Below are 21839 nucleotides of genomic sequence, written 5' to 3'. Positions count from 1 at the left end.
CGTGTTGCTCCTGTCAGGGTCACTGTTTCAGCTCCTTCGGCCCGGCGTCGTCAGGTCGGCCACGGATCAACGATTCCGGATGCCGGCCAAGGTAATCCGAGAGTTCACGCAGGGAGCGCGACATGCGTTTGAGTTCGTCCATGGTCTGGGTCAGTTGCTCGCGTTGCGGCGAGTCGTCGGCCAGGGTCGAGTTGGCGGATTGCAGGGTTTTGCTGACGTCGTTGAGTGTGGTTTGCACGCTCGGTAAGGTCTTGGCGTTGAACTGGGTCAGGCCTTTGCGCAGTTCGACAAGGTTGCTGTCGAGGTTGTTGGCAATGCGCTCGATCGGCAGTTTGTTGACCTTGTCGACCATGGCTTCGAGTTTGCCTTGCAGTTCTTCGAGGCTGCCTGGAACGGTCGGGATCATCACCGGACGGGCGTTCGGATCGAACGCGACTTTTTCCGCTTTCGGGTAGAAGTCCAGCGCGATGTATAACTGGCCGGTCAGCAGGTTGCCGCTGCGGGCCTGGGCGCGCAGGCCGTTTTCGACGAAACCGCCGATCAGTCGGATACCGCCGGCTTCGTCGTTGGGGTCATGATTGAAGGCTTTGAGCAATTTGATGTGCGCCTGGCCCAGCCGTTGCGGGTAGATGACGATCCCGACGTTGACCGGAAAGCTTTTTTTCGTCGGGTCGAAATCGAGGTTGATCGAGACCACTTTGCCGATTTCCATGCCGAGGAATTCCACCGGCGCATTGACCTTCAAGCCGCGCAGGGCCTGCTCGAAACGCAGGCTCAGGTATTGCGGCTTGCCGTTCGGCGGGGCGAGGGCGCTCTGCTGATCGTCGAACAGTTCGTAGGCGTACTCTTCCGCTGCCGGCTTGTCGTCGGGGCTGTATTGCGGCGCGCGAAACGCGATGCCACCCACCAGAATCGACGACAACGACTCGGTCTTCACCGAAAAACCATTGGCGCCGACGCTCACATCCACACCGCTGGCGTTCCAGAACCGGGTATTTTCCGTGACGTATTGATCATTCGGTGAGTGGACGAACAGTTCGATATTCACACCTTTACCGTCCGGGTCGAGGGCGTACGCGACCACTTGGCCGACCGGGATCTTGCGGTAATAGACCGGCGAACCGATGTCCAGCGAGCCAAGGTCTTCGGTGTGCAAGGTGAAGCGCTTGCCCGGCTCGCCATAAGTGATGGGCGGCGGGTTCTCCAGCCCCTGGAAGTTCTTCGCACGTCCATTGGCCTGACCGATATCGGCGCCGATGTAATCACCCGACAACAAGGTATCGATGCCCGACACGCCGCCCGCGCCGATGCGCGGCCGTACCACCCAGAACTGCGAATCCTCACGGGTGAAACTTTCAGCCTGCTTGGCCAGTTTGATCGTGGCGTTGACGCTTTTCTGGTCGTCGCTGAGCTGCACGTCGGAGACGCGACCAATGACCACGCTGCGGTATTTGACCTCAGTCTTGTCGGCGGTCAGCCCGCTACCGGTCTTGAAGTTGACGACAATGGTCGGTCCTTCCTGAAGGAGGCTGTGGACCACCAGCGAAATGCCCACCAGTACCGCCACAATCGGCACGATCCAGACCAGCGACACGCTGAAACGACGGGTCTTTACCGATGCTTGCCCAGGGGCTTGCGGCCCGTCAGTGGCTTGCGACTTCATCCATGACCTCCTCGTTTTGTAGGTTTTGCGGCTCTTTGTCCCAGATCAGTCGCGGATCGAAACTCATCGCCGAGAGCATGGTGAACACCACCACCAGGCCAAAGAACAGGATGCCTGCACGCGGCTCGATGTCGGCCAGGGCCTGGAACTTCACCAGTGAGGCCACCAGCGCAACGACAATGACGTCCAGCATCGACCAATAGCCGATCACCTCGACAAACCGGTACAGCTTCGAGCGTTCCTTGCGCGCCCACTGGCTGTCGCGGTGGACCGTGACCAGCAGCAGCGTGATGGCGACGAATTTGATGCCCGGCACCGCGATGCTGGCGATGAAAATGATCAGCGCGATGTCCCAGGCGCCGGCCTCCCAGAACTCCAGCACACCGCTCATGATTGTGCTGTCGGCGCCATTACCGACCATTTTGGTGTTCATCACCGGCAATAGATTGGCCGGGATATAAAACGCCAGCGCCGTGAACATGAAAGCCCAGGTCCGGGCCAGCGAATTGCTTTTGCGTCGATGCAGCGGCGCGCCGCAGCGTTCGCATTGTTGCGGGTTGTCGGTCATGTCACAGGCCATCTCGCAGGTATGGCACAGGCACAGGTTGAGTTCGCTGGCGACGGGAGGCCTGGTCATGAGATGTCCCACAGTTCGCGGATGTCGCGCCCGGCGAGGCGGATCATCATCAGGCTCAATACGGCGAGGGCAAACAGACCGATGCCGGGCAGCACATCGAGCAGCCCGGCGAGTTTGATCACCGCAACCATCGCCCCCAGCAGGCAGACTTCGAGCATGCTCCAGGGCCGAAGGCTTTCCAGCCAGCGCATGCAGAATTTGAACCCGGGCGCGCGGCGAGAGGCGAGGGCGTAGCTCAGGACCCAGATCAACAGCAACAGCTGGAAAATCGGCGCGATGATCATCGCGATGGCCGCGACCATGGCGATAAACGTGATCGGCCCCAGGCTCAGTGCCATGACCGAATCCCAGAGCGTTGCACTGTTTTTCAGGCCTTGCAGGTTGATGCTCATGACCGGGTAGAAATTGGCGAAAATCCACAGCACCAACGCCGCGTACGTCAGCGCCAGGCGTTGCTCGACCGTCAGGCCGTTATAGCGCTGGAGCACGCCGCCGCAACGGGTACACAAGGTTTTTTGATGTTTGGCGAGCGTGACTCTTTCATACACACAGTCGCAGTGCTCGCAAATGATCAACTGGTCTGTAGACACCATGGGCCAGGCTCGACGAGGGTCAGGAAATAATGAGCACCTCCTCAATATAGAAGCGCCTCGCGATAGAGCAAACCGAAAGGCGCAATTGGCTGCCAGGCCGGGTTATCGTTTTTCGTCGGCGGTGAACCGGTCATCGTTGCGCTTCAGCCCAGCAACTCGCGCAAGCGATACCAGAACATCCCCAGCGCCAGCAATGGCGAGCGCAGTAATGGCCCGCCGGGGAAGGTCATGTGCGGCACGGCGCTGAACACATCAAACCCCTGACTGTGCCCCGCGTGGATCGCCTCGCCCAACAGCTTTGCGCACCAGTGCGTGACGTTCAGGCCATGCCCCGAATATCCCTGGGCATAGAACACGTTCGGGTGCTGGCTCAAGCGCCCGACCTGCGGAAAACGATTGGCCGAGATACCAATCATGCCGCCCCACTGATAGTCGATGCGCACGTTGGCCAACTGCGGGAACACCTTGAGCATCTGCGGGCGCATGTACGCTTCGATGTCTGCCGGATCGCGACCGGAATAGTGGCAGGCACCGCCGAACAGCAAGCGCTGGTCCGCCGAGAGCCGGTAATAATCCAGGCCGACTTTCTGGTCGCACAGCGCCAGGTTCTGCGGGATCAGTTGCGCGGCCATGTCTGCCGACAACGGTTCGGTGGCGATGATGTAGCTGCCCGCTGGCAGTACCTTGCCGCTGAGTTTCGGTTCGAGTTCATCAAGGTAGGCGTTGCACGCCAGCACCAGGCTGCCGGCGCGCACGGTGCCACCGGCGCAACGGACCTGCGCGGTGCTGCCGTGGATCAACTCCAGCACCGGGCTCTGCTCGAAGATTTTCACCCCCAGCGATTGCGCCAGTCGTGCTTCACCCAGCACCAGGTTCAGCGGGTGCAAATGGCCGGAACCCATGTCGATCAGACCGCCAGCGTAGACGCCCGAGTTCACCACCTGCTGGCGGATCTGTTGCGGGCCGACCAGTCGCGTCTCATGGGCATAACCTGACGCCGCCAGGTGCGCCTGCTCGACGTTGAACGCCTCGAATTGCGCCTGGGTGTTGGCCAGCTCGCAGAAGCCCCAGCGCAAATCGCAGTCAATCCCGTGTTCGCGGATGCGCTTGCCCACCAGCTCCACCGAATCGACGCCCGCGCGTTCCATGTACTGCACGCCTTCTGCGCCGACATAACGGGCCAAACCGCTGACATCATGGCCGATGCCGCGAATCAGTTGCCCGCCGTTGCGCCCGCTGGCGCCCCAGCCGATCCGCCGTGCTTCCAGCAGCACCACCGAGAGCCCGCGCTGCGCCAGTTCGATCGCGGTGTTGACCCCGGTGAAACCGCCGCCAATCACGCAGACATCGACCACCAGGTCCTCGGCCAGCGAGGGCAACGGCGTCAGGCTGTGGGCGGTCGCCGCGTAATAGGATTGCGCGTGTTGGTTGTTCATTTGTTGGACTTCACTTTGCTCCAGGAACGGGTCATCAATCGCATGATCGCCTGGGGCGGGGTGGTCGAAATGTAGAGTTTGTCGAGGACTGCCTGCGGCGGGTACACCTCGGGATTGTTCACCAGTGCCGGGTCCATGAATTCCTTCGCGGCCGGGTTCGGGTTGGCGTAACCGACCGAAGCGCTGACTTTGGCAATCACTTGCGGGTCGAGCAGGTAGTTGATGAAGGCATGCGCTTCTTTCGGGTTGGCGGCATCGGCGGGAATAGCCAGCAGGTCGAACCACAAGTTGCTGCCTTCCTTGGGAATGGCGTAGGCGATGTTCACGCCGTTTTTCGCTTCCTTGGCGCGGTTGGCCGCCTGGAACACGTCACCCGAATAACCGAACGCTACGCAAATGTCGCCATTGGCCAGGTCCGACACGTACTTGGAGGAGTGGAAATAGGTGATGTACGGCCGAATGCTCAGCAGCTTGGCTTCGGCTTTCTTGAAGTCTTCGGGGTTTTCGCTGCGTGGGTCCATGCCCATGTAATTGAGGATCGCGGGGAACACTTCGTCCGCCGAGTCCATCATCGACACGCCGCACTTGCTGAGTCTCTTGATGTTTTCCGGTTCGAACAGCACCGCCCAGGAATCGATGTGATCGATGCCCAGCACTTCTTTGACTTTGTCGACGTTATAGCCGATGCCGTTGGTGCCCCACAGGTACGGCACGGAGTGCTCGTTGCCCGGGTCGTTCTTCTCCAGCAGCGCCAGCAGTTTCGGGTCGAGGTTCTTGAAGTTCGGCAGCTGCGCGCGGTCCAGTTTGAGGAACGCACCGGCCTTCACCTGGCGGGCGAGGAAGTGGTTGGATGGCACCACGACGTCATACCCGGTGCGCCCGGCGAGCAGTTTGCCCTCCAGGGTTTCGTTGGAGTCGAAGACGTCGTAGATCACCTTGATCCCGGTTTTGGCCTGGAAGTCGGCGAGGGTGGTCTCGCCGATGTAATCGGTCCAGTTGTAGACGCTGACGGTTGGCTGAGCCTGTGCCACGGCACTGAACAACACGGCCAGCGCGACCGGAACCACGGATTTCAACAGACGCATATCGACACCTCTTGGAATTGTTGGATTTTTTGTGGGGGCGAGCTTGCTCGCGAAAGCGGTGGCACATTCAACATTGAAGTGACTGACCCACCGCTCCCACAGGGAAATGCAATCTCATGTCACAGCCGGGTTTCAGACGCTGAACAGCAGGAACTCCCGCTCCCAGGAGCTGATCACCCGTTTGAAGTTTTCGTGTTCGGCGCGCTTCACGGCGACATACCCACGGACGAATTTTTCGCCCAGGTAACGCTCGACGGTTGTGCATTCTTCCATCTGCGTCAGCGCATCTTCGATGGTGATCGGCAGGCGCAGGTTGCGACGTTCGTAGGCTCGGCCCTGCACCGCGGCGCTCGGTTCGACGCCTTCGACCATGCCGATGTAACCGCACAACAGGCTCGCGGCAATCGCCAGGTACGGGTTGGCGTCGGCACCGGGCAAACGGTTTTCCACGCGCATCGCTTCAGGGCTGGAGGTCGGCACGCGCAGGCCGACGGTGCGGTTTTCTTCGCCCCATTCGACGTTGACCGGGGCCGAGGTGTCCGGCAGGAAGCGGCGGAACGAGTTCACGTTCGGTGCAAACATCGGCAGCACTTTCGGGATGTACTTTTGCAGGCCGCCGATGTGGTGCAGGAACAGCTCGCTCATGTTGCCGTCGGCATCGACGAAAATCGGCTGGCCGGTGGCGATGTCGACCACGCTCTGGTGAATGTGCATGGCGCTGCCGGGCTCATCGCCAATCGGTTTGGCCATGAAGGTTGCGGCGACGTTGTGCTTGAGCGCCGCCTCACGCATGGTGCGTTTGAACACGGTGATCTGGTCCGCCAGGTCCAGCGCGTCGCCGTGACGGAAGTTGATTTCCATCTGCGCCGGGCCGTCTTCATGGATCAGCGTGTCGAGGTCCAGCCCTTGCAGTTCGCACCAGTCATAGACGTCTTCGAACAGCGGATCGAATTCGTTGGCGGCGTCGATGGAAAACGACTGACGACCGCTTTCCGCGCGGCCCGAACGGCCCATCGGCGCCTTCAATGGCAAGTCCGGGTCTTCGCAGCGCTGGGTCAGGTAAAACTCCATTTCCGGCGCGACAATCGGCCGCCAGCCTTTGTCGGTGTACAACTGCAAGACTTTCTTCAACACGTTGCGTGGCGACAGTTCGATCGGGTTGCCGAACTTGTCGAAGGTGTCGTGGATCACGATCGCGGTCGGCTCGATGGCCCATGGAATCACGTACACCGCGTTGGCGTCCGGCTTGCAGACCATGTCGATGTCGGCCGGGTCGAGCAGGTCGTAGTAGATGTCGTCGTCGACAAAATCCCCGGTTACCGTTTGCAACAGCACACTTTCCGGCAGGCGCATGCCTCGCTCATGCAGGAACTTGTTGGTGGGTGCAATTTTGCCGCGTGCAATGCCGGTCAAGTCACTGACCACACACTCGACTTCGGTAATCTTGTGATCTTTCAGCCACGTGAACAGCTGATCGAAGGGGACATTCATAAAGACCTCGTTATTGGTTTTATTAACGCCGGGGAGGGAGGTTTCATCCACCCCACGCTTCCCCTGAGGCGCGTTGACGACTATCTTGGGCGAGCCTTGCAGATCCATCTATCCACTTTAAGCAGCACCAAAACGCACCAAACGAGTGCGTAAGGTCATCCCATGTCAGCGTCCAGTCCGTTACAGGTTCAAGCGTTCAACACCGATGATGTCGCCGCGCAGATCCGCGCCACGCCGGGTTGGGTGCAGCACTATCAGCAGATGTCGCCGGGGCATTTCGCCGGACGCGTGCGTTACCTGGACCTGCACGGCGTGGAAATCTACGAGGAACAGATGAACACCCGCGTCGAGCAGAATTTCAGCGCCCCCCAAGGCTCGCTGGCGTTCTGTTTCGACCGCAGCGACAACGCGCTGTACGTGCTCAATGGCGAAAGTCGCAACATCTGGATCACCCCGGAGAACTACCAGGAAATCGCCGTGGTGTTCGGTCCGGAGTTTGTGCAGCGTCACGGTTTGAATGTCGCGCGGTTGGAAGGCTTGTTCATGTCGCCGCTGAACTCGGGGCAGAACGCCTTGTTCAGCCGCTGGCTGAGCGGCACGTTGACCCGGCTGGCCGAAACCCTGGACCCGCCCAGCAAGGAAGCGCTGACGCAGCAACTGCTCGAAGACTGCCTGTATATCCTCGACAACGCCTGCGTGCGCCTTGATCGCGGCGGCCTGCAGCGACGAACCGAAGAGCGGACGATCATGAAGCGCATCGGTGAATGGGCCGCCGATTCACCGGAAGAAACCCTCAACCTGATGGAGCTTTCCCAGGTTGCCGGGGTGTCTTTGCGTCAGTTGCAGCACGCGTTCAAGGCCTTCACCGGGATGACGCCGACTCACTGGTTGCGCTTGCGCCGCCTCAACAGCGCACACCGGGAACTGCTGGCCAAAACGCCCAATGAAACCACCGTCGCCGAAGTGGCGATGAATGGCTCGTTTTGGCATTTAGGCCGGTTTTCCAGCAGTTATCGCGCCTTGTTCAACGAACTTCCCAGCGAAACGCTCAAGCGCGCCGGGACGAAAAAAAGCCCGGTCTGAAACCGGGCTCTTTTATTTTCAAAGGTCTTTCTTCGCCTCTTTGTCGAGGTGTTTGTCTTCTTTGTGGCGTTCTTTGTCCAGGTGCCGCGCTTCCTTGTCCATTTCGTCGTCATCGTGTTTGACGCCCTTGTCGATTTCGCTGGCGTCATGATCCACGCCTTTATCAAGGTCACGATTGTCGTCCCTGATGTCCTTGGCGACGTCACCTTCAGCACTGACAAACCCTGTGTGCGCCATCAAGCCTAACGCCAACAGGGAAGAGGCCAACATGGCTGTGAATATCCGCATTCTGCTTCTCCGTGTGCAGTCACTGTCCCGAATGGACAAGCGTGATTAATACCTTAGCCATGAAACCGCCAACGGTGCCTGACTTTGTTACGAACGGTTGGCGGTGCGCCCGCATGCCTTCGGTTCGAGGGCATCAAGGCAAGCAAAAAGGTTGGCGAAATCAGACCGTAGCCGCCGGTTTGGCCAGTTCAATTCCGGCGGCGCCCAGGCGCTTGAGAATTTCAAACAGCAAATCGCTTTTGGTGGTGGCGACGATTCTCGGGCTGGCGACGTAACCAGTGACGGTCAGGGTGATGCCGTCCGGGCTCAGTTTGCTGAAACGGACAAAGGGCGCTGGTTTGGTGAGGATGGTTTCGTTCTCGGTGTACGTGTCGTAAAGCAGGTTCTGGACTTGCTCCGGATCGATGTCCAGCGGAAACACCAGCTCGAGTGTCGCCACTCCTTGGGCGCTGCCACCCAGCGTGACGTTGCGCAGGTTTTGCGAAATCAGTTGCGAGTTGGGCACGATGACAATCGAGCGGTCGCTGAGCTGGATTTCGGTGGCACGCACGTTGATGCGGCGAATGTCGCCTTCGACGCCGCTGATACTGATCAGGTCGCCGACCTTGACCGGGCGTTCGGTCAGCAGAATCAGGCCCGAGACAAAGTTTTTGACGATTTCCTGCAAGCCGAAACCGATACCGACCGAGAGGGCGCTGACGATCCACGCGAGGTTCGTCCACTTGATGCCGAGCGAGGACAAGGTCATCAGAACCACCAGCGCGTAGCCGATGTTGGCAAAAAGTGTGCTCAGCGAAGCGCACATGCCGGGGTCCATGTCGGTTTTGGGCAGGAACTCGTTGTCCAGCCAGCGACGAAAGGATCGAATCAGGTAAATCCCGATCAGCAACGCCAGCACGGCATTGAGCAGGTGGCCGGGGATGATGTTCAGTTTGCGCAGCCCGTCACCGCCGAGAATGGCGGTCGTCTGGGCAAACAACTGCCCGAGTGTCGTGCCGACGCCCCCCACAAACAATGAAATGACCGCGAGCAGCAGCAGGGCCGCGCGACCCGCTCCGGACAACACGATCGACATTTGCTCAAGGCGCACATCGCCAATCCCGAGCAGTTGTTTGACGGCTTTGCCGCTGGGGCTCTTGGCTGAAAACAGGTACTCGCAACCGTCCTTCAGCAGTTGAATCAGCAAATAGAAACCCGACAGGATGATGAAGCCCCAGACCAGTTCGTAGGTGATGAACCTGGCCAGTGAAACGTAGCCAATCAACAGGGCGAGCAGCGCCACCACCGTCGCGATACTGGCCACGGAATAGATCAGGCCGGCGAGGGTAGTGCTCGCTTCCGGGGTTTCGCCATTGGCCAACACGGCCCTTCGCGCCTTGCTGGCGCGCCGGAACAAGCTGCCGATAATCAACGCAACCACCAGGGCGACTACCCCGCGCCCGAAAATGATCGTGTCGGAACTCATGCCTGTGACATTGGTGATTTGCGCCAGGCCCACCAGTACCAATAGCGTGCAGGCCAGCACCCGGGGATAGGGTCTGATCGCCAGCGCGACGGAATCGGCAATCGCCGGCAGCCGCCAGGAGGGATGCCGGGTTGACAGCAACGCGCGGCTCAATCCGGTAATCAGGACGCAGGTATAGATGAGCTTTTCGAACTCGTCGGCGTAGTTCTGCATCATTGGCGATAACGGAAGTTGTCTTGTCAGCGCGTAAAACAGCAGTTGCATGGCGCATGCGGTGGTTAATACCGTGGCCAACACCGAGGCCAGCGCAAGGGTGCTTCGGCGCAATCGGCCTTCCGGCATCCGGTGAATGCACACCCAGGTCAGGCCGCGCTCGGCGATGCGTCGCCCCCAGGTCCAGATGGCCAGGGCCAGCGCGATCAGCAAGGCGCCCCACACGCGCTCGCCGGGTAACCAGGCAGCCGCCACGGCGTTGCTGGCCTGCCGGATGAAATCGTGCAGCCGCTCGCGGTCCTCCAGCAGTGGATGAAACAATGGCGCCCAAAATGCCGGCCCGAGGACGCTGCCGCTGCGCAGGGTGACTTCGGACTCCAGAAGGCTGCGCCGAATGCTGGCGATCTGCGTGATCAGATCGGCGGCGTTGCTTCTAAGTGCGGCCAGGGCATTCAAGTTGTAGTCGACGGCTTTCTTCTGCTCGAACAGGTAAGTTCTTTGCGTCGCGATGTCCGACTTCTCTGCCGCGATATCACCGAGTGACACCGGCCCCAAGACATCGAGCTGCGCCTGTAATTGCTTTTGTTCCGGCAACAGCGAAGCCTGCAGGTTGTCCACGTCACTGATAAACAACTGCACGGAATCTTGCAGGCCAACCATTTGGGTCAGGTTATTGGCCTGCGACACTTGCTGTTTAATGCGGTCAAGCCTGACTTGCAGTCCTTGCAGATCACTTTGGGAAACGGCAAACGACGATGTCCCGGGCGTGGGTGTTGAAAGCACTGGAAGGTCAGTAGCGGCCAACAACTCGCTACATGGCGCAAGCAGTGTGATGGCGACGAAAATCATTAACTTCAATGTATTTCGCATAGGACTGCTCGGCTCTGCTGTTGCTCGTTCAGCCTATTAGGTTAGGCCATCGCGGCAAATGAGCGAGCAAGTTAAGTCTTGTTCCCAAGGCACTGAACAATATCCCCCAAAAGTGGGGAACGGGCTGGACGGGATTGAACGGCCTCTAATGTGTCCTCTTGTCCGATAAAGCCTTTATTGGCGGTCTGGTCGCCGTTAACAGCGTGGGCAAATGGACAAGGTCAATTCATCAGCAATACTTCACTTCGCCATAAGTACCCGGTTGCGCCGATACCTGATCGAAAGTGATTAAACATCATTGGAGAGGTATGCCATGCAGTCGAATAAAAGTGCGTTGCCCAATGCTTTTGTTGGGCTGCTGACAGTGGACTTCAAGGCTGCCATTCGGGCGATGGCCCGCGATCCGCAAACGCGGCTCAAGCGTTAATCACCGCGCGGCGGTGCTGGCGGTGAACGCAAGTCAGAGATCGCAGTACGTACAACGAGAATGGAGTTCAGAACAATGAAACGACTTGTCCCTGTCCTGAGTGGCATTGCAGCCAGTGTCGCCTTGCAATTCCCCTTGCTGGCCTACAGCTACGAAGCTGCTGCCATTTCACCATCGATCAGTACGGCGCAAACAGTTGAGAGCCGCATCGGCAAACTGGAGTTCAAGGATGGCATGCCAAACAAGGAAACCCTGAACAAGGTCTACGACAACCTGGATTACATCCACGCCTTCAATGCCATCTCCAATACGTTTCAGGGGGTGAACATGGTGGCGCTGCGAAAAGGATTTGAGGCGGCGGGCGTCAAGGACAACGAAATTCTGATTTTTTCGAAGTTGATGGACGCCAGCTCCCTGTTCCTGACGGCGAACGCCGACACCATCTATTTCCTCGGCTTTCTCGACCTGAGCAAAGGGCCGATGGTGTTGGAAACGCCGCCCAACTCACTGGGCACCGTGGATGACTACTGGTGGCGCTGGCTGACTGACTTCGGTGCTCCCGGGCCGGACCGTGGTCAGGGCGGGAAATATCTGTTTTTGCCACCGGGTTACGATGGGCCGGTGCCTGAAGGTGGGTACTTCATTACCCGTGCTCGCACCACCAAGGCGTTGATTCTGGGGCGCGCATTTATGGAGAAAAGCGACCCGGTCCCGGTGGTGGAGGTGATCAAGAAAACCACCAGAATTTACCCTTACCAGGCGGGTGGCCTCGGCACGAGCGTCGCGCAATTCCTGGATGGGACGACAACGCTGGCGAAAATTACCGATCCGGCACCGACGGTGTTTCATGAAGGCAGCGGCCAGGTGATGAACACCATTCCGCCAAACGACTTCAGCGCCTACGAGATCTTGAACGAGATCGTGCAGCAAGAGCCTGCGACGTCACTGGACCCGGAACTGATGGGGTCACTGGCCGCCATCGGTATCGTCAAGGGCAAGCCTTTTGCGCCGGATTCACGGATGAAGACAATCATGACCGAGGCGCTGGCGACGGCCAACGCCACCTCGCGAAGCCTGTTTGCCATGCCCCGAGACCCTGAGTGGTATTACTACCCGAATTCAACCTGGTCGAATTTCCTGTTCGTGAGTGGCAGTGAGTTCGAGACACCGATACCGATGATCACCCCGGAAGGCGCGAAACCGTTCCCTGCCACGGGCTACCGCAATCTGGATGCGCGCGCAGCATTCTTCTATGCGATCACCGGCATTTCCCCGGCCATGGCGATGCGGCTGCCGGGCATCGGCTCGCAATACCTGTTCGCGATGCAAGACGCGAACAAGGAATATTTCGACGGCGGCAAAACGTACAAAGTGACACTGCCAAAAGGCATCCCTGAAGCAAACTTCTGGTCACTCACGCTGTACGACAACCAGACCCGCTCGATGCTCGACACGCCGCAACGTTACCCACGTGCAGGTAGCCAGAGCTATCCATCACCGGCCGCCGAACCTGGCGCAGATGGCTCGACCACCGTCTATTTCGGCCCCAGACAACCCGATGGCGTGAAGCGCGGCAACTGGATCCAGACCATGCCGGACAAGGGCTGGTTCATGCTCTTGCGCCTTTACAGTCCGCTGGAGCCTTTTTTCACAAAAGAGTGGCGACCCAGCGAAGTTGAAGTCGTGCGTTGAGAGCTTTCAGGTCATCGATACCCTGCTGAGCCAGCGTGGTACGCGGTCCCGCAAGAGTGTGATGGGCCCGCGAGCCAGTGGACCAGACTGGGGCTGAAAAAACTGACCGCGCACCACCGCTTGCCCGGCGCTCATTTCGCCAAATCGGGACGTCGACATGAACAACATTGAAAGGTTTGTGCTGTCACTGGTGGCGCTGGGTGTGGCCGTGCACAGCCACGCCGACAGCCAGGCCGAGCTGGCCAAGCAGGCACTGAACCCGGTAGCGGCGTTGTACAGCCTGCCGATCCAGTACAACTGGAACCAGAAAATGGGGCCCAGCGGCGACGGCATCCAGAGCGTTACCAATATTCAGCCGGTTTTACCTTTCACACTGAATGAGGACTGGAACCTGATCTCCCGCACGATTCTGCCGATCGTTGATCAGCACGGCCTGGCACCGGGTGGTGTTGCCGACAAAAGCGGTGCAGGGGACGTCTCTCAGAGCTTTTTCTTCTCCCCGAAAAAACCGACCGACAACGGCTGGATCTGGGGCGTGGGGCCGGCGCTGTTGTTGCCGACCGGGAGCGACAAGTTGCTCAGCAACGAGCAGTGGGGGCTGGGGCCGACCGCTGTGGCGTTGAAGCAGGCCAACGGTTGGACGACGGGTATCCTGGCCAACCATATCTGGTCGCTGGAGAACAGCCCGGCCGATGACAAGGAGAAAGTCAACCAGACGTTCCTGCAGCCTTTCCTGGTGTACACCACCGCGACTTACACCAGTTATGGCATCAACACCGAATCCACTTACGACTGGCAGGCCAAGGAGTGGAATGTGCCGATCAACCTGTTTGTGACGCAGTTATTCAAAGTCGGCAATCAACCGATGAGCCTCCAGGTCGGGCCGCGCTATTGGGCGCAGAGCCCTGAAGATGGTGCGCATGGCTGGGGTTTTCGGGTGGCGTACACGCTGCTGTTTCCCAAATAACAGGTGCCGCGGCAAGGGACTGCGGCATGCTTGATCAATGGCGGCACGCGACCCAGCCCCCATCGTTTTGCATAGGGCCCGAAAAATGGATCGCATGGCGCTGCAACTGATCCTCAAAACAACACCGCCACACAGCCAGAAGCCGGCACGGCCATGGCCCTGGGAATCGGGTGGCCATCGTTCAGTCGCCCCCTTTGATGAGGGGGAGTAGGGGGATTGGCGGGTTGATCTACACTGCGCTTTGCTGGACCGGCACCGCAATCTCGCGTGTCAGCCTCAGGGGAGATCATCATGAGTAAGCTGTCGTTCAGCCTGTGCATCGCCTTGGCGGTTTCATGCGCTCAAGCCCTGGCGGAAACGGTTCTGCCGATGAACGGCCAGACGTCGCAACAGATGCAAAAGGACATTGACGGTTGTCATGATGAGGCGCTCGGTCAAAGCGACCCGAATGCGAAGCCTGCCGAACCAGACCCGCCCGGACGCCAGCATGACGAGTTTTATGAGGGCGGTGATGACCCCACCAAACCGGCCTATATCGCGTGCCTGCAAAAGAACGGCTATCAGGTGAGTCCTTGAGCTTTGCGCGGCCGTTGTTCGAGTAAATGCATCATCAGGCAGGCATACAACGTCACCAGAATGAACAAGCCCATGCGCACCGCGAACGCGGTGTAGACGTCTTTGCCTGCCGCGCTGTCCTGTACCGACTGACCGAGCAAGATAATCAGCGTGATAAACGTGTTGAGCCAAAAGCTTGCGGTGAAGCGTGTCGGGCCTACGCGATACAGCTTGCGCGCCAGCACCAGCCCGAACAGCAGCATCCACAGAAAGAACATCCACAGGTGCACAAACAGGCTGAGGGCACACCAGAACAGAATGGCGAGCAGGCCGGCTAGCAAGGTCGAGCCCAGCAATTCGCGACCGGCATTACGCGCGTCGGTGGTTGCGCTTTGCTGACCCAGGCTGACGGCTTTGAGGATGATCGGCAGGTAGTTCGCCGGGTCGATCAGCGCCAGCAGAAAAGCGGGGATCACAATCAGTGCGGCCCGCAGCGCCACCCGGTCGACGACTTCCGCGGGCAGGGCGGGGGGACTGGGCGACGCCGGAGCATCTGGCGATTCCGGGAAGAGCCAATGACTGATCGCCACCATGCTGACCGCGAGCAGCAATCCCTGGACCAGTGCACCGATGACCATGGCCGCCAGATCGAACGCGGCGACCCCGGCCGAAGAAATCATGGTCAGGCCGATCACCAGAAAGGTCGCTATCAGGCTGTTGCCGCCGCGCAGGCCAAAACGCAAGACCAGGAACAGGCTCAGACCGATCAGCAGTACGCCGCTGAGCGGGTAATACTTCAGGATCGGAATCAACAACAGGCCGATGCCGGTGGTCAGCATCGCTGCCAGTGCAAGCGCCAGCCCAGCCTTGAATGGCAACGGCCGATTGACGGAGGCCAGCAATAACAGGCACAGCACCGGCGCCAGGAACGGGATCGGCAACGCCAGTCCAAAACTGGTGGCGAGGCACAGCGCCGTGCCGGTGGCCAGACGCAGCGAGCGCTGGATTCGAGGGTCGCGCTCAGTAGGCATATGACATCCAGCTCATCAGCCCGATGAACACCCGGCCCAATGGGTTCAGCAGATTACCTTCGTTGGGAAACGCCATGACTTCAGCCTGGCCGCCGGCACGGATGGCGCGGCTGTCACGCAGCGTGGTCATTGATTCTGGCGAGAACTCGATGATGACCGGGAAACGCTGGGCCGGACGCAACCAGTCGCGACTGTTCTGTACGCTGGGCAAGCTGCCGGGGGCGGGCGGGGGGCCTACGCTGACGCCAAAACCGACGCTGCGCACGCGGCCCTTGAACAGTTCGCCCGGCAAGGCATCGAGCGCGATCATCACCGCTGTATCGGGCTTGATCAGTCCCAGGTTGTTTTCAGTCATGTCCGCGCTGATCCAGATGTCATGGATGGCAATCAGGGTCATGACCGGGCTGCCGGCCGCGGCGAACTGACCCGCATCGGTGCGCAGATCGGTAATCAACCCCGCCGAGCGGGCGCGGATTTGCGTGTTGGACAGGTCCAGCTCGGCTTTCGCCAGTGTCGTCGCGGCGCTGCGCATCAGCGCGTTGTCTTCCTCGCTGCCACCTTCCTGCTCGCGGGCGCGCTGTACTTCAGCACGGGCGGCGGCGACCTGGCTGACGGCTTGTTCACGGTTGGCGCGAGACACTTCCAGCAGGCGCACTGAAATGGTTCCGGGGTCCTCGCGGTACAAACCTTCGAGGCGCTGATTGTCTTGTCTGGCTTTGAGCTCGTTGGCTTGTGCCGCGCGTAAGTTAGCTTGCGCCGAGGCAATCCCGGCGGTGGTGGCGCCGACCTGTCGGCGCGTGGATTCAAGGTCGGCGCGGGCTCGGTCCACGGCAATTTGAAAGGGCTGCGGATCGACCTCGAAGAGCACCTCACCGGCCTGAACATCTTGGTTGTTGCGCACGTTGACGCGAACGACCCGGCCGGCCACTTCGGAGGCGACCGGAATGACAAATGCGCCCACCCGCGCCTGTTGCGTGTAAGGCGTGAAGCGGTCAGCCAGCAGATACCACGCCAGGCTCAGGATGATCAGCAGCACGACCCATTTAATGCCGCTTTTCGAAGCGTCGGCATCGGGTGTGTCGGCGGGGAGCGGCGCATCTTCAGTCATGGTTTTTTCACCTTGTCAGTCTGCGGGGCCGGGGTGTGCAGCAGGTCGCCCCAGTCAGTGCGTTTTTCCATCTGTTGCCGCGTGGCAGGGTCAACCAGTGGCAGCGGGCTGTACCAACCCCCGCCCAAGGATTTGTAGAGCGCAATCAGATTGCTCACGGCATTGCTACGGGCGACCAGATAGTTGTCCTGTTGCTCGAGCAGCGCGCGTTGCGCATCCAGCACCCGCTGAAAGTCCGAGTAACCTTCCCGGTACTGAGCGCTGGCCAGCACCAGCGAACGTTGCGCCGCGAGCTGGGCCTGACGCAGGATGCGTTCGCGCTCCAGTGATTTGATCAGGCCGGTAGCGGCATCGTCTGCTTCGCGTGCTGCCTGGCGCACCTTGTCGCGGTAGGTTTCGATCAACTGCTGCAACAGCGCATCCTGCACGCGCACGTTGTTGCTGATCTGACCGTGATCGAACACGTTCCAGCGCAAACTGGGGCCGCCAATCAGGTCCAGGCTTCTGGACGTGCCGTTGAGTGTGTCGGCTGACCAGACGATGCTGCCGAGCAAGGTCAGTGATGGATAGAAATCGCTTAACGCCACACCAATCAACGCTGACTGAGCCGCGACGTTAAGTTCGGCGGCGCGTATGTCGGGCCGGCGCAGCAACAAATTGGCCGGTACGTCTTGCAGCACGGCGCGATCGATCAGCGGGATCAATGCCGGGTCTGCCGTCAACGTCCCCCGTGCGCCGGGCGGTTGCCCGATCAGTACGGCCAGCGCGTTGCGGGTTCTTTGCAATTGGTCTTCCAGATTGGGGATAGTGCTCAAGGTGCCCAGGTATTGGGTCTTGGCTTGCTGCAGGTCGAGCTCTGCGGTCTGGCCACTGTTGAACAGCTTTTCGGTGATCTCGAAGTTACGCTTTTGCTGTCCGGCGTTTTCCCGGGCAACGCGTAATCGCGCTTCGGTGGTACGCAGCGAAAAGTAGGTGTCAGCCACTTGCGCCCGGAGCAAGACCAGCACGTCTTCGTAGTTGGCTTGAGCGGCAAAGTAACTGGCATCCGAGGATTCGATGGCGCGACTGAAACGCCCCCAAAAGTCGAGTTCCCAGCCGACGTCGAACCCGGCGCCGTACTGCCACAAATGACTGTCTTGCGGGTTGTTGCCGCCTGATTGGCGACGGTTGACGTACAGGCTGTCGGCGCTGGCTTGTTGCAGCTGCGGATACAGCCCACTCTGCGCGATACCCAGTTGGGCGCGGGCCTGCATCACCCGCAGGCCGACGATCTTCAGGCTCGAATTATGCGCATCGGCGTCGGCAATCAGCTGATTGAGCAAAGGATCGTTGAACACTTGCCACCACTGGCGCAGATCGGGATTCGCGCCGCGCTGGCTGGACTGCTCAACGGCGGCCGTGTCCCAGTGATCGACCCATGGCTCTGCCGGCTTCTGAAAATCAGGACCCAACTGCACACAGCCGCCGAGGGCAAGTACGCTTAGCAAAAAAAAACGGCCAGGCAGCATCATTGGATGCATTGCGGATCATCCAGCCAGGGAGGGTCATTGCAGCATAGCCGTGCAAATGGACATCGGAGTGCTAAGCTCTTCGAGGCCTTTTCATGTCACTTGAGCGACGATCATGAGCAGCTCGCAAGGTGTTGCTGAACCCCACTCGGCCGGCTGGCGCTTCAAAGTCGGCATCGCCATTATTTGCCTGATGCTGGGGGGTTGGCTGATGGTGCCAATCGCCGCGGCGCTCGATATTCCGGGCTCGAAAATCGCTGCGCTGACTGGCGTCCTGTTCATCAGTAACAAGGTGCTGCTGATTGTGGTCATTGCGGTGATGGGCAAGTCCGGTTTCCAGCAGCTCAAGAGCAATGTCTTCGGTTATGTGTCCGGGATAGCGCCCTCTGTGGATGCCGAAGTCGGGCCGATACGCCATCGGCTGGGTGTCGTGATGTTTTGCCTGCCACTGATCACGGCGTTTCTGGAACCCTACATCGACACTTTCTGGCCAGGTGTCAGGCCCAATATCTGGCAGTTTCAGGTGCTGGGTGATGCGATGCTGATTGGCAGCTTTTTTGTACTGGGCGGGAATTTTTGGGACAAGGTTCGCGCGCTGTTTATACGCACTGCAAAAGTCACCCGAGTCGACGCCATTTAAGGGTTGCCGCTAACGCGAAATCAGCCCGTGATCAATGGCGTATTTGACCAGCGCAGCCGGTTTGTCGATGTTCAGCTTGCGTCGGATGCTCAGGCGATGGGTTTCGACGGTACGCACGCTGATGTCGAGTTCGCGAGCCATTTCCTTGTTGTTCAAGCCCTGAGCCATTTTGGTCAGCACCTGGCTTTCGCGCGGGGTCAACTCGTTGTCGGTGCTTTTATCGGCAATCAGCCGCTGGGCGATTTCGGCGCTGTAAAACGTGCCGCCACTGACGATGGCTTCAATCGCGGCGATGATTTCCCGGGACGGCGAGTTCTTCAGCACATAGCCACTGGCGCCCGCGCGCACTGACTCGCTGACGTACTCATTGTTGTCGTACATGCTCAACATCAGGACTTTGAGCGCTGGATACCGGGCGCGCAGCAGGCGCGTCAGCTCCAGGCCGTTCATGTCTTGCAGGCCGATGTCGACCAGCAGCAGATCCGGCTGACAGCGGCCGACCATCTCGATCGCATCGGCACCGTTCTCGGCTTCGCCGACCACTTGCAATGGCGCCATGACGGCCAGCAGCGCTTTGATGCCATCGCGGACCAAAGCGTGATCGTCGACCAGGGCAACGCGGATCGGGGAGGGCAGGTTCATCGCGGTTTCACTCTTGTTGTCGTGGGGTGACTCAACTTTTTGCACCTGGCCGTTTCATCGGCAGCCACACGTCCAGCTCACTTCTGCCAGCCGCCGAGATCAGGTCGAAGCGGCCGCCAAAATGCTCGACGCGCTCGCGAATGTTACGCAAACCAATGCCCGCCTGGCGACGTTCGACCTGGGCGACATTGAAGCCGACGCCGTCGTCGACCACCGTCAGCCGCACCGACTCTTCAGCGCCGTGCAGGGTAATCGCCACGTTTTTAGCCTGGGCGTGACGTTCGATATTGGTCAGGCCTTCTTGCACGATGCGGAACAGCGCGACGGCGGCGCCATCCACCAGCAAGCAATCGAATTCATTGTCGTTGTAGGTCACTTTAAGGCCGCTGCGCTGCTCGAATTCGGCGGCGAGTTGGCCGATGGCGGCCGGTAAACCGAGGGTGTCGAGCAACGAGGAACGCAAGTCGTGGGAGAGGCTGCGCACCTCGCCGATGGCTTCACCCAGGCGCTCGGTCGCGTCTTTTAACGTGCTCAACCCCTTGTCGCGACCCTGTTCGCTTTCCAGCAGATGGCTGGCCAGTTCGAAGCGAAACTTGATCGACACCAGCAACTGACTGATGCCGTCGTGCAATTCGCGGGAGACTCGGGAGCGTTCTTCCTCTTGCAAGCTGACGATGCGCTGGGTCAGGCGCTGCAGTTTTTTGTCGGCCAGACGATGTTCGCTGACGTTCAAGGTCATGCCGCTGGCAAACACAAACAGCACGGCCACCAGGGCCACGACGCCGATGGCGAGCATGGTCGTGCGGATGCCCTGAGCCACTTCGTCGCGCGCTTGCTGGGTGGCGCGTTCGACATCTTCAAGGTAAATGCCGGTGCCGATCATCCAGCCCCAACGGTCGAGCATCACCACGTAGGCCAGCTTGTCGGTGACTTGGCCGGAGGAGGGCTTGTTCCAGGCATAGCGCTGAAAACCTTCGCCCGATTGCGCACTTTTCAGCAGCGCCTGAATCACTGGCAGGCCGTGCGGATCTTTCATGTCCCAGAGGTATTTGCCCACCAGTTCGGTCTGGCGCGCGTGCATCAGGCTGCGGCCTTCACGGTCGTAGACGAAGAAGTAACCGTTAATGCCGAAGCTCAATTTGCGCAGTTCTTCCAGCACTTGTTGCTGGGCGTGCGCATCACCGTGGCCGTCGTCGTACAGCGGCGCGATCAGGCTCTGCGCCATTTCGACGTAGTTTTTCAGCTCGGCGCGCTTGCTGGCCAGAATGCTGTCTTCGATCAGTTGCGCCTGTTGATCGCCGAGTTGGCGGTTCAGGGAAATCACCAGCGCGCAGATGACCGCGATTGCCAGCACCAGCGGCAGAATCCCGAGGGCAACGATTTTATGTTTGAGCTGCATCGGTGCTCCTGACCGGATCAAAAGTAAGGCGAAGGGTCGGCATCATAGGCCAAAGCGCTGCGCGTCTTGAAGCGATGCCGGACGCAATGACCGGCGGTTGCAATGTCTGCCCGTTGAACTGCAAAACCCTTGTGGGAGCGGGCTTGCTCGCGAATGCCATTGGTCATTCAACATCAGTGTCGGCGGATAGACCGCCTTCGCGAGCAAGTCCGCTCCCACGGGTCGTCTGTATTTCAACGTCTACGTAGAACTACGTAGAGCCCGCGTACGTAGTAACGCGGATTTATTTGTAGACGCCATGCGCAGATATTGGGCCAGCTCCGCACAGCGGACACAATTATAAAAATTACCGCCGCAGTCCTACGCTGTCGGCAGGAGACACGCTATGCCCCGTCTGGCTAAACACCTTGCCTGGTTTGCCGTGGCTGTTCTGGGAGCGTTTGCGCTGAGTGTCGTGGCCCTGCGCCGCGGCGAAGCAATCAACGCCCTCTGGATCGTCGTTGCAGCCGTCGCCATTTACCTCGTTGCCTACCGCTATTACAGCCTGTTCATCGCCACCAAAGTGATGCAACTGGATCCCAATCGTGCCACGCCCGCGGTCATCAACAACGATGGCCTGGACTACGTGCCGACCAACAAACACGTGCTCTTCGGTCACCACTTTGCCGCCATCGCCGGTGCAGGACCGCTGGTCGGTCCGGTGCTGGCCGCGCAGATGGGCTACCTGCCCGGCACGCTGTGGCTGATTGCCGGCGTGGTGCTGGCCGGCGCGGTTCAGGACTTCATGGTCCTGTTCCTGTCGACTCGCCGTAATGGCCGCTCTCTGGGTGATATGGTCCGCGAAGAAATGGGCCGCATCCCCGGCACCATCGCGCTGTTTGGCTGCTTCCTGATCATGATCATCATCCTCGCGGTGCTGGCGTTGATCGTGGTCAAAGCCTTGGCCGAAAGCCCCGACCAAGCCCGACGCAGTGCGTCAAAGCGCGGAAGATACGAATCTGCGGCGCCGGGTTAAAGCTCCAATCGGACGAAAGTCTGGCAGACCA

General features: G+C 59.7%; 18 protein-coding genes and 1 pseudogene. 6 read left to right on the top strand and 13 right to left on the bottom strand.

The window, feature by feature from the left end:
- Window positions 1–19: 19 nt before the first annotated feature.
- The 6 genes from ACQKP4_RS01690 to ACQKP4_RS01665 form a co-directional block, all read right to left on the bottom strand.
- The gene (locus ACQKP4_RS01690; protein ID WP_427629803.1) at window positions 20–1663 is read right to left on the bottom strand and encodes an intermembrane transport protein PqiB; all 1644 of its coding nucleotides are present in this window, start codon (window positions 1661–1663) and stop codon (window positions 20–22) included.
- Window positions 1644–2300: a paraquat-inducible protein A gene (locus tag ACQKP4_RS01685; protein ID WP_427629801.1), complete on the bottom strand. Its 657-nt coding sequence runs from the start codon at window positions 2298–2300 to the stop codon at window positions 1644–1646. The genes ACQKP4_RS01690 and ACQKP4_RS01685 overlap by 20 nt, the downstream gene beginning before the upstream one ends.
- Window positions 2297–2893, bottom strand: a complete 597-nt coding sequence (locus ACQKP4_RS01680; RefSeq protein WP_427629799.1) for a paraquat-inducible protein A — start codon at window positions 2891–2893, stop codon at window positions 2297–2299. Before ACQKP4_RS01680 ends, ACQKP4_RS01685 begins: the two co-directional genes overlap by 4 nt.
- A 143-nt stretch (window positions 2894–3036) precedes the next feature.
- Window positions 3037–4329, bottom strand: coding sequence for an NAD(P)/FAD-dependent oxidoreductase (locus tag ACQKP4_RS01675; protein ID WP_427629797.1), 1293 nt, complete (start codon window positions 4327–4329; stop codon window positions 3037–3039).
- Window positions 4326–5414, bottom strand: coding sequence for a polyamine ABC transporter substrate-binding protein (locus tag ACQKP4_RS01670; RefSeq protein WP_427629795.1), 1089 nt, complete (start codon window positions 5412–5414; stop codon window positions 4326–4328). The genes ACQKP4_RS01675 and ACQKP4_RS01670 overlap by 4 nt, the downstream gene beginning before the upstream one ends.
- 132 nt (window positions 5415–5546) lie before the next feature.
- Window positions 5547–6905 (bottom strand): glutamine synthetase family protein, encoded by a 1359-nt coding sequence (locus ACQKP4_RS01665; protein ID WP_427629793.1) that lies wholly within the window; start codon window positions 6903–6905, stop codon window positions 5547–5549.
- A gap of 162 nt (window positions 6906–7067) precedes the next feature.
- Here ACQKP4_RS01665 and ACQKP4_RS01660 point away from each other — a divergent pair, with 162 nt between their 5' ends.
- A complete protein-coding gene (locus tag ACQKP4_RS01660) occupies window positions 7068–7988 on the top strand; it encodes a helix-turn-helix domain-containing protein (RefSeq protein WP_427629791.1) in 921 nt (306 codons plus the stop codon).
- An 18-nt stretch (window positions 7989–8006) separates the two neighbouring features.
- Here ACQKP4_RS01660 and ACQKP4_RS01655 read toward each other — a convergent pair whose 3' ends face one another.
- Both ACQKP4_RS01655 and ACQKP4_RS01650 read right to left on the bottom strand, forming a co-directional pair.
- Complete coding sequence (locus ACQKP4_RS01655; RefSeq protein ID WP_427629993.1) at window positions 8007–8225, bottom strand: hypothetical protein; 219 nt, start codon at window positions 8223–8225, stop codon at window positions 8007–8009.
- 211 nt (window positions 8226–8436) lie between these two features.
- Window positions 8437–10824, bottom strand: a complete 2388-nt coding sequence (locus tag ACQKP4_RS01650; protein ID WP_427629789.1) for a DUF3772 domain-containing protein — start codon at window positions 10822–10824, stop codon at window positions 8437–8439.
- Between the two features lie 502 nt (window positions 10825–11326).
- On the opposite strand from ACQKP4_RS01650, the gene ACQKP4_RS01645 reads away from it, so the two are divergent.
- The 3 genes from ACQKP4_RS01645 to ACQKP4_RS01635 all read left to right on the top strand — a co-directional run bounded on the left by ACQKP4_RS01645 (window position 11327) and on the right by ACQKP4_RS01635 (window position 14486).
- Window positions 11327–12943, top strand: coding sequence for a DUF1254 domain-containing protein (locus tag ACQKP4_RS01645; protein WP_427629788.1), 1617 nt, complete (start codon window positions 11327–11329; stop codon window positions 12941–12943).
- Window positions 12944–13100: 157 nt separating this feature from the next.
- The gene (locus ACQKP4_RS01640) at window positions 13101–13910 is read left to right on the top strand and encodes a transporter (protein ID WP_427629786.1); all 810 of its coding nucleotides are present in this window, start codon (window positions 13101–13103) and stop codon (window positions 13908–13910) included.
- Between the two features lie 291 nt (window positions 13911–14201).
- On the top strand, window positions 14202–14486 hold the full coding sequence (locus ACQKP4_RS01635; RefSeq protein ID WP_427629785.1) for a hypothetical protein: 285 nt from the start codon (window positions 14202–14204) through the stop codon (window positions 14484–14486).
- Here ACQKP4_RS01635 and ACQKP4_RS01630 read toward each other — a convergent pair.
- Genes ACQKP4_RS01630 through ACQKP4_RS01620 form a run of 3 tightly spaced genes read right to left on the bottom strand, consistent with a single transcriptional unit; the run spans window position 14471 to window position 18115 of the window.
- On the bottom strand, window positions 14471–15496 hold the full coding sequence (locus tag ACQKP4_RS01630) for a DUF2955 domain-containing protein (RefSeq protein ID WP_427629783.1): 1026 nt from the start codon (window positions 15494–15496) through the stop codon (window positions 14471–14473). The genes ACQKP4_RS01635 and ACQKP4_RS01630 overlap by 16 nt on opposite strands.
- The gene (locus tag ACQKP4_RS01625) at window positions 15486–16604 is read right to left on the bottom strand and encodes an HlyD family secretion protein (RefSeq protein ID WP_427629781.1); all 1119 of its coding nucleotides are present in this window, start codon (window positions 16602–16604) and stop codon (window positions 15486–15488) included. The genes ACQKP4_RS01630 and ACQKP4_RS01625 overlap by 11 nt, the downstream gene beginning before the upstream one ends.
- The gene (locus ACQKP4_RS01620; RefSeq protein ID WP_427629991.1) at window positions 16601–18115 is read right to left on the bottom strand and encodes an efflux transporter outer membrane subunit; all 1515 of its coding nucleotides are present in this window, start codon (window positions 18113–18115) and stop codon (window positions 16601–16603) included. The genes ACQKP4_RS01625 and ACQKP4_RS01620 overlap by 4 nt, the downstream gene beginning before the upstream one ends.
- 112 nt (window positions 18116–18227) lie before the next feature.
- On the opposite strand from ACQKP4_RS01620, the gene ACQKP4_RS01615 reads away from it, so the two are divergent.
- Entirely contained in the window at window positions 18228–18752 is a 525-nt protein-coding gene (locus ACQKP4_RS01615; protein WP_427629779.1) for a transporter suffix domain-containing protein, read from the top strand.
- A 9-nt stretch (window positions 18753–18761) separates the two neighbouring features.
- Here the strand turns inward: ACQKP4_RS01615 and ACQKP4_RS01610 are convergent, their stop codons facing one another.
- Window positions 18762–19394: a response regulator gene (locus ACQKP4_RS01610; protein ID WP_427629777.1), complete on the bottom strand. Its 633-nt coding sequence runs from the start codon at window positions 19392–19394 to the stop codon at window positions 18762–18764.
- A 31-nt stretch (window positions 19395–19425) separates the two neighbouring features.
- The gene (locus tag ACQKP4_RS01605) at window positions 19426–20793 is read right to left on the bottom strand and encodes a cache domain-containing protein (protein ID WP_427629775.1); all 1368 of its coding nucleotides are present in this window, start codon (window positions 20791–20793) and stop codon (window positions 19426–19428) included.
- Window positions 20794–21178: 385 nt separating this feature from the next.
- Between ACQKP4_RS01605 and ACQKP4_RS01600 the strand changes: the two are divergent.
- Window positions 21179–21748 (top strand): annotated as a pseudogene (locus ACQKP4_RS01600) (carbon starvation CstA family protein); the annotation flags it as partial.
- Between the last annotated feature and the right edge of the window lie 91 nt (window positions 21749–21839).

It is taken from the genome of Pseudomonas sp. NPDC086278, assembly GCF_050280905.1.
Classification (GTDB): Bacteria; Pseudomonadota; Gammaproteobacteria; order Pseudomonadales; family Pseudomonadaceae; genus Aquipseudomonas.
This window is presented reverse-complemented; position numbering and strand designations above follow the sequence as displayed.